Annotated in this window: 7 protein-coding genes and 1 pseudogene; 5 read left to right on the top strand and 3 right to left on the bottom strand. The window is 36.0% G+C overall.

The window, feature by feature from the left end:
• Positions 1–47: 47 nt before the first annotated feature.
• Positions 48–509 (bottom strand): hypothetical protein, encoded by a 462-nt coding sequence (locus QW71_RS35255; protein ID WP_039310413.1) that lies wholly within the window; start codon positions 507–509, stop codon positions 48–50.
• Between the two features lie 392 nt (positions 510–901).
• On the opposite strand from QW71_RS35255, the gene QW71_RS35250 reads away from it, so the two are divergent.
• Positions 902–1,435, top strand: a complete 534-nt coding sequence (locus QW71_RS35250; protein WP_039310412.1) for a hypothetical protein — start codon at positions 902–904, stop codon at positions 1,433–1,435.
• Positions 1,436–1,657: 222 nt separating this feature from the next.
• Here QW71_RS35250 and QW71_RS37525 read toward each other — a convergent pair.
• Positions 1,658–3,015: pseudogene (locus QW71_RS37525) on the bottom strand (transposase).
• A gap of 524 nt (positions 3,016–3,539) precedes the next feature.
• Here QW71_RS37525 and QW71_RS35240 point away from each other — a divergent pair.
• The 4 genes from QW71_RS35240 (at position 3,540) to QW71_RS35220 (ending at position 6,865) form a co-directional block, all read left to right on the top strand.
• On the top strand, positions 3,540–3,956 hold the full coding sequence (locus QW71_RS35240; RefSeq protein WP_039310411.1) for a hypothetical protein: 417 nt from the start codon (positions 3,540–3,542) through the stop codon (positions 3,954–3,956).
• A 109-nt stretch (positions 3,957–4,065) separates the two neighbouring features.
• Positions 4,066–4,917 carry an ABC transporter permease gene (locus QW71_RS35235; RefSeq protein WP_039310410.1) on the top strand — a complete coding sequence of 284 codons (852 nt, stop codon included), beginning with the start codon at positions 4,066–4,068 and terminating at the stop codon, positions 4,915–4,917.
• A gap of 627 nt (positions 4,918–5,544) precedes the next feature.
• Positions 5,545–6,240, top strand: coding sequence for a hypothetical protein (locus QW71_RS35225; protein ID WP_039310408.1), 696 nt, complete (start codon positions 5,545–5,547; stop codon positions 6,238–6,240).
• Positions 6,230–6,865 (top strand): ABC transporter ATP-binding protein, encoded by a 636-nt coding sequence (locus tag QW71_RS35220; RefSeq protein ID WP_039310406.1) that lies wholly within the window; start codon positions 6,230–6,232, stop codon positions 6,863–6,865. Before QW71_RS35225 ends, QW71_RS35220 begins: the two co-directional genes overlap by 11 nt.
• Positions 6,866–7,917: 1,052 nt before the next feature.
• On the opposite strand, the gene QW71_RS40740 is transcribed toward QW71_RS35220, so the two are convergent.
• Positions 7,918–8,337, bottom strand: a 420-nt coding sequence (locus QW71_RS40740) for a hypothetical protein (RefSeq protein WP_039310402.1), incomplete at its 5' end; no start/stop codon positions are given.

Here is an 8,337-nt window from a genome sequence, read left to right as displayed (position 1 = left end):
CCGAAATGGCGGCCTTTTTCGTCCCTTTTTTTGGGAAATCAACACGCCTACCTTATGTACCACTTATCTTCTTTAATTGAATGGGAGATATATAATTTCACTTTGTCTTTACTTGGTATGGCTTGCTTTAGTAGTGAGGAAAATTCCTTTACTGGAAAAATAAAAATGTCACCTTCGTATTTGAAGTCTTTTGATAAAACATAAGCAATATATAGGCTATCGTTTTCCTCATATCTATTAAACTCATTAGGATTAAAGAATCTCCATGAGGTTAAGTCAAAATGAAGCTTTTCGAATTTAGTGTTCACTTCATATAACTTACCAAATTTGACCTGAATTTCTTTATATACAATTTGACTATTAACTCTTTTTCTCAATATTAAATCAATTTTTTCAACATCCAAAAATCTACTGTAGGGATTCCAACCTTGTTCATAAAACTCCATCTTTGCATAAGTCTCACCCACGACCTCGTAATGCCCTGTTGCTAATTTTTCTTTATTAGCCATCTTTTGAACACCTCACTGAAATTCAATTTTTTAATGCTTATCTAGTATACCGAATATACTAAGGTTTCTGTTTGAACTCACATCATTTTGAACTTAGTATCGGTCTGGAACATTTTCAATTATATTAAACTTCACATGTATGAATATGTATGTACATCATTATATTTTCATAACTTAGTAACTCTGAGGCTTTTACAGCAACCTATTCGAGGCAGCAAGTATTTTAAAAGCTTTGATTTGTTCATGAGTGGATGGATTTTTATTTAATTTGAAGTTTAGCCAAATTGAAAAACCTTAGTTGACCCTAAGCTTCGTATCACCTTCATCTCGATTTTGATGTTTTCCGTTTATCATCTACAATACATAAAAAATAATTATGGATGTGACGATTAATGAATACTACCGATGTTTCATCAAATGAAAAATCATTTGAATATCCCCCGTACCTTCGCGTGGATGGAATGACTGTGACAGTACTTAAATATAAAGAAACGGTTGTGAATGGAAAGTTGGCCATTAGATGTGTAGGCCAAGCTAGCTCTTTTGAAAATATGTGGTCAGGGATGCTTAGAGAAGAAATAAAGCCAGTTAAAGTGCAGAGATTAGGCGTGGATGAAACATACTTGACGATGCTTGTAGAGCTTTCCCAATGGGACTACTCAACAGCTAATCATCACCTTATTGATTTGAAGCTTGTTGAGGTTCCTAATGAGTCTAATGATGAAATTCAAGGTACTGAAACAAGTCTGAAACTAAACAATCTTCAGCGGCAATTAAATTATCAATCCCAACTTATCGAGCTGCTTTTTGGATTACTTCAAAGCAATGGAGTCAGTTCAGAATTAATTTATGATTTTAAGAAAAATGTAACTTACAATAACGGTGTTAAGTATTCAGTGTGGGGACTAAAGGATACATTAATTTAGATTTGCTCATTTTAACGGCATAGCAGAAATTATCAGTGCAGTAGTTTCAAAATTGAATACAATCTAAAGCCCCTCACAGTAGGAAGGGGCTCTTTTTGATTTGCACGTATTCACTTTTACTAGGCAATTAGAATGGCTAGAACTTTACAAATTGAAAGAGCAGTTCATTATAACTTTACTACTCCTCTTGTTGGATTTTCTCAGGAAAATTAACTGTTGAAGTCACAGATACCAAACAAGGAGAACATTTTTATGAAATTTCTTAAATGAAGAAGAGATATAGCTGGGTAAACCGGAGATCCATTCCTGGAGTTGACAAAAAACAGCTTTTGTATTCTTCTTGGTTTTCGCCTGGGACATTTCGAAAAATAGACTCATGAGCTGCTGAAGCGCGGTCTTGAAGTCCAAGTCGCGGACTTCGTCGGCAAAGAGAAAGAAGAGTCCTCCAAGTGTCCGGTCGTCACTTGATTGACGCCGTTTGTATTCCATCGCTAAATATCGGCTAAATACAATCGTCGTATGGCTAATCAGCCTGTCAAACGAACGTCGCTGAAATTCAGTGCCCAATTTCAAATAACTTTTGGTGACTTTGAAAAAGGTCTCTATACTCCAGCGCATGCCGTAAATCCGTACGATTTCACCTGCATCCAGCGTCACATCGGTAATTAAAATAGCCAGCCACTCCCGTCTTTTATTCCGGTTGCGGACAAACACAAGCTTCACCTGCAGACCGCAGGCGGTATGCACGATGAGCGAGCCTTTAATGTCTTTAGCATTCGATGCGGGCAGGCTTTGAAAGACCTCGCGGAGTGTCATTCGCTTACCGTGAACCAGGTAGCGTTTTCACCATCCCAATCACGGGAAGCCCTATAGCGGCAAGCTCACGAAGGAGTGGAGCTTGCGTAAACCAGCTGTCCATAAGCACGTAGTCGGCGGCGAATCCAGCAGGTAAAGCCCGTTCTAGCAAGGCTACGACAGCATCCGGCTTCCGGGAAAAGGCCTCCAACCGGCGCTTGTAGCCGTGACTTCGTTTGGACAGATTCGAAGCCATTTCGCATAGCCGATTGGTGATTTTGGCAGAAGAGCGCATGACAAAATCAAGCGGAGCAAAGCTAAAACCGTCCGACCAACCTAGGGTTAGCATCGTGTAGCCCTTAATGAATTTGCCGGTAGAATGGTCAAAAACCCTTGCTAACAATTCTGCTTTTTTGCTTCGGTTTCGGCTCAAAACGGAATCGTCGATAATAAACACACGTACGCGCTGAGTAGAAATGAGCGATTCGAAATGGCGCACGATCCGAAGACTTAAGGCCTGTAAAAAGCGACGCCACGCAAAAGAAGCTTGATTCAAAAACCGATAAATAACATCTTTGCCGGGAAGATCTGCAGCACGGTCACTTTCCAGAAGGCGAAACCAGTTCTTCCCTTCGAAGACCAGGGAGAACACAATTTGAAAAATCGCTAGGCTCGAAAGACCGAGCGATTTGGAAATACCTGCTTGTCGTAAGGTTTCCCGATTGAAGATTGGCAAAAAGTTTGGAAAAGCGAGAATGTTCAGATAGGGAATGTTGTTGTAACATAGGGTTACGCACCTTTCTTGTTGGCATGGTTGGTCGCACTTCCATGATACCAAACAAGCGAGGTGTTTTTTGTCAACTTGGCTAAATATAGCGAATTCTTCTTACAGCCTCAAGGGTTTAAGCCGATTTTCTAGCTGTGAAAGTTGAGTTAGTAATATAAAACATTTCACTGTCCAGTTAGTAAGTGGCAAAATAAAAAGAACTATTAAACGGGCCGACGATGGTTGTGGATTCGGTTACAAAGGAATGCGAGATGCGCATAATTTAGCGAAAGAAAAGCTTACGTGGGGTTTTTAGTAGAAGTACTAAATTATGACCTGAAAAAGGGGTGATTTTTGAAAGTATTCGACCAATATCGGCAAGAAAATCCAAATTATCCTATATACACTTCCAAAATATTGGTGTTATACTAAAATTATTGAAGGTGGTTTACAAAATAATTCTATTATCAAACGTATCGACATGTGCTTGATTGAGATGCCGGCCGGCTTTCAATATAGAAATACAATAGGAGGATATTAATTATGAGGAACAAAGGTAAACTAGCTATTGCTACTCTAGTAATTAGTACAATTTTTGCCGCAACATCAGCCTTTGCCGCAACATCTTTCTCGGGTTCACTACCAGCGAACCAAGGCGATACTGAGATAAGTGCCGATGTAAAAAGCGGTATGAATATGCCGGGTTTCAGCGTCCAAATAACAAATTTAGGTTCCGGTAAGTACGTTAGAGCATGGACAGAAAAAAGTGGTTTTTGGACTAATCCTAATTTATCTTCCCCATATAATACTATAATATATGATAGCAATAATATCGGTTGGGCTAATATACCCTATGATATCGAGGTACCAGCTGCTTTTTCAACAGTCATACTAAACCTTGATAATCCAGTTAATTTATCGTCGACAGTTTCTGTTTCAGGTGAATGGACTGCAAACTAACCGATAGTTTCTTGCCAAGTGTAACGGGGGACCTAAAGTCCCCCATTTATTGTGTATTTTGCTTCCTGGCCAAGCTCTATCAACATTCGAAAAAGGAGAGGGAAAACAAATGGGTGGTAGGCTAGTAAGTTATCTCAGGGTCGATTTTAAAAGACTTCTTTCAGATAGAAAAGTATTAGTTTCGGTTTTATTATTACTTACGATTGTTGTAATTGATCCAATTACAGTAAGTAGATATTTTTCTAAATATCCTGGTTTAAGAGAGACTGTTGGGCAAAACCCGTTCCAGTTTTGGATGCTAATTAATTCAGTAAGTTGGGGAAATAATCTTTATAGTACTATATTTTGGTTTCTTACTGTGTTATTTACTGGGTTAATCTACTACGAGGATAAGAGTACCTCCATGTATATGAACCAAATTATCAGAGGAGGTAAAAGTCAGTACTTTTTTTCAAAGTTCATTTCCACGGGTATACTGTCGTTCCTTATAGTACTAGTCACTTTAGAGATAAATGTTTTAATGACATATATGCTATTCCCCAATAAAAACAACAAGACAGTTAACTATGATTTTTTGGTGCCAAAGGAGGGGAGTTTTATATATGAAGCTTTTATTTCCAGCCCAATAAATATGGTTCATATCTATACCTTGATGAACGCTTTAGCAATCTCCTTGTTTGTTGTGTTTTCACTTTGCATTAGTATGTTGCTTGACTTCAAGAATAGGTATATTCACCTTGTATTACCTGTCATTATTCTGTATATAATTAACTATATTTTAGATTCTTTTCCTGAACTATTTATGTATGATATTCGGATAATCCTTCAACCAGCAGCGGTAGGTGCTTTCACAGACAATATTACTTGGGAAAATGTAGTACTCGTTTTTGGCGGATGGATGTTAGTGAATATTTTATTAGTTGGTGCAGTTTTTTATAAAATGAGGAATTGTTATGAGTAGATTTTCTTTTTTTTGTTGGTTTACCATCTATACTGCACTTAGCGGTATAATCTTCTTAATCAAAGTCTCTAATGGTCATAGCTGGTTCGACCAATGGATATATGATAGGTTTTTTGTTTTTCAATTTATATCTGTACTTACGATTGGCTTGACTGTTGAAGGCAGTAACTTTAATGATTTCTCCTATGTAAGGATAGGTAATAGAAGAAAAATACTTACAAGAGAGTTGCTCGGATATTACATACAAGGATTTATTTGTTTAAGCATCATGTTTATTTTCATATTATTCGGAGCCTTATCACTGGTAGATAGTAATTTTATTGTGAAATTAACAGACTGGTATTTTAGATATTTATTAGGAATAATCTTATTTATTAACGTAGTATCATGTTTGAAGTATTCTAACAAATTGATCTTTAGAAGAAACTGTTCTTTAATTGTTTTTGTGTGGATGGCTATTGAGCTTATAGTATTACGACCTTATATTAGAAAATTTTTCGGACTAAATATAAACCTATTATTTTCGTGGGTTTTTCAAAAAGGTACGGAAAGCTATTTTTGGATGTTAGGTATGGTTTTAATGTCAATAATTCTAAATTTCATAATAAGTGATAAGAGGAACTTTTTATGATAAATATGTTTAAGGTAATAAGGCCGTCCCTTTTTGTGATTATACCTATTTGCACTTTGGTGAGTTATTGCTACTTAAAAAGTACCGGTACCAGTGACCTAAAAACAATGTATCAAACTATCTTTGGGGGTATTCCATTAAAAGATCCGCTGTTAAAGGGCTTATTTATTATGATACTTTCATTATTACAGTATACACTTATTGACTATATTGAATATTATATTGATAGTTCTGAATATTTTTTTATTCGTTATAAAAATAAAAGTAAATGGTTAGAAGCTCTCTTGAAAGGAGCTTTTATCATTACGGCAACATTTGTTATAATGTTTTATTTGCTAGGATTGATATTTGACTTTATTTACAATAATTTCAGTTTTATTCAAACAGTAAATATAATAACAGTTGGGGTTGTGCTTAGAGTTTTTCTTTTTTGTATGATTATCGTTTTATTGCAAATATTTCTATTACTTAAGTATACGAAAACAACTACTTTTATGATTTTGGGTGGAATTTCAATTTTATTAGCTATAACAAGTTATTATCGAGGCACACTTTTTTATATTTTACCCCGTTCTAGTAGTCCATTGAATGTATTATTCGATGTTCTTAAAAGCATTGTTCTTTCGATAGTGCTAATTACCCTTATTCAAAGAATAAATCATAAGAGGGAGCTAATAATGCATGAAAATTGAAGTAACTAATTTCACCAAGTCAATTGGGAAAATTAATGTTCTTGAAAATATAAATGTCACTATGGAAAGTGATAATATATACGGAGTAGTTGGTAAAAACGGAAGCGGTAAAACAATGTTTTTGAGAATGATCTCTGGTTTAATACTGCCATCTAGCGGTGAGGTAAGAATTGATAGAAAAGTTTTAGGTAAGGATATTTCATTTCCCGATAATTTAGGAATACTTCTTGAAAAACCTAGCTTTTTAGGTCATCTAACAGGATACGAAAATTTAAAAATGTTAGCTAAAATCAGAAATGTAACTAAGAATGAAGATATTCAAAGGATCATGAATTTATTTGATTTGAATTGGGAAGATCAGAAGAAATTCAAAAAGTATTCATTAGGAATGAAGCAGAAATTAGGAATTATTCAGGCAATAATGGAAAACCAACAAATTATCATTTTGGATGAACCTTTTAATGCTTTGGACGAAACTTCTGTGGTAAAATTAAGAACAATTCTAGAGAAGTTGAGGTCCGAACATAAACTAATTGTTATGACGTCCCACAACAAAGAAGATATCCAATTATTATGTAACCATACCTTTACGATTTCTGATGGTAAAATTGTGAGTGTTTCATAATTTAATAGAGAACACAACTATATAGATTGAACTTAAGATCTACTCTTTTGAGAGTGTTACCGTAACTACGGTGAATGTTTGGACTTCCATCCGTTGTTGTCTGCAGATTTCTTGATTTATACCGCTTATAGCGGTGGAAATCCGCAGACAAAGGCGGACGCTACCGCTCCTCCAGTTTCCCTTCCTTACTTTCTCCTATATGTAATTCATTAGTTCAATCTATATAGCTGATGTAGAATATCATCTTATTCAATCCAAAGTGAATTCACTTGCACACCGTCTTTGGAACGATGACTCGGTCAGAAGAGTCCAAGGCTCGTTTAATTAAAAGTATATATGGCCAGTCTTATAATTTTTTCTCTCATAGTAAAGCTGCCCCAGATTACCGTGTATAGCGGTAGTCTTTTTCTTGTTAAGAATAGTTGTATTGGGGAGAACACACCAAACTATTTCTAATTGTCGAAAGAAATAAAGTTTTAGACTGGAATAAACAAAGTTGTTGATTGGTATTCCGCTATGGAGTTGAATGGCTGCACCGACATCGATGGGATGCAGGCTGATGCCGTGCCCGGTTGCTTCGGGCGAAATTGGCTGTGCCAGCGTGATGGCCGACTGTTGCAACTCCACACGCCCAGTTAGTTACTTCTGGGCGCTACCGTAAGCGCCGGCAGATTGGCTGGCTGCATGCAGTCCCACACATAATGTCTTAGAAAGATTAGGGTGGTACACTCCGAGGACTGTGTGTGGGATTTAGCACATTAAATATTTTGCGATTATAGTTCTGGCAACAGTATGAGAGTGATAACGTATGTAATGGAATTGAAGGTGACTTTCCATTATTAAGACGATATCGAATCATATAGAATTGTATGAAATCATGCAAAACCTAAAAGAGCTGCTGTATCGAACCATACAATTTTGTATCGAAGCATACATTATCACATTTTTACTCAAGATTAAGCCCCTCTACGAAATTTTGATGAGGGGCTTTTCAATTGTATTTATACTCTAATAGCAGTTGGTTTAACGCTTGAGTATATTTAACCGACAGTTTATTTTGTTTTATGTGACGCAGGAGCAACAGAATGAGATTTCAAATAATCTCTCTTATTCTTTCCAATAAGTTCCCATTCTGAAATTAACGCTTCCTCTTCTTGGGTTAAACCCAATTTAAGAAAGGAAATGAGGTGCATCAATGATTTTAAATACTCAATTCTATCTATTCCTCTAAATGCTGACTGGCTTCCATACTTATTCATGTGCTTACGAAATGTTGGGTAAGTGTTATGAGTACCGAATCCTGGTGTTTTATTTAGGACTTCATAGAGCTCCTTATATCCTAGGTTAAGCAGATTTTCAGTTACAGGAGCTAGATATTTGTTTATTAAGACTTGATGAATATGATTTTTTTGTTCTTCATAATGAACATTCATATCTTTGTAGTTTTGTGCAAGTTCACGTGGCAACCAGCC

Source organism: Paenibacillus sp. IHB B 3415 (assembly GCF_000802655.2).
In the GTDB taxonomy this organism is placed as follows: Bacteria; Bacillota; Bacilli; order Paenibacillales; family Paenibacillaceae; genus Paenibacillus_AQ; species Paenibacillus_AQ phytohabitans.
This window is presented reverse-complemented; position numbering and strand designations above follow the sequence as displayed.

What these genes read in the sequence shown, in the direction of transcription:
- QW71_RS35235 (WP_039310410.1), top strand. Translation starts at nt 4,066, where the DNA reads ATGGGTGGTAGGCTAGTAAGTTATCTCAGGGTCGATTTTAAAAGACTT.
- QW71_RS35250 (WP_039310412.1), top strand. Translation starts at nt 902, where the DNA reads ATGAATACTACCGATGTTTCATCAAATGAAAAATCATTTGAATATCCC.
- QW71_RS35220 (WP_039310406.1), top strand. Translation starts at nt 6,230, where the DNA reads ATGAAAATTGAAGTAACTAATTTCACCAAGTCAATTGGGAAAATTAAT.
- QW71_RS35240 (WP_039310411.1), top strand. Translation starts at nt 3,540, where the DNA reads ATGAGGAACAAAGGTAAACTAGCTATTGCTACTCTAGTAATTAGTACA.
- QW71_RS35255 (WP_039310413.1), bottom strand. Translation starts at nt 509, where the DNA reads ATGGCTAATAAAGAAAAATTAGCAACAGGGCATTACGAGGTCGTGGGT.
- QW71_RS35225 (WP_039310408.1), top strand. Translation starts at nt 5,545, where the DNA reads ATGATAAATATGTTTAAGGTAATAAGGCCGTCCCTTTTTGTGATTATA.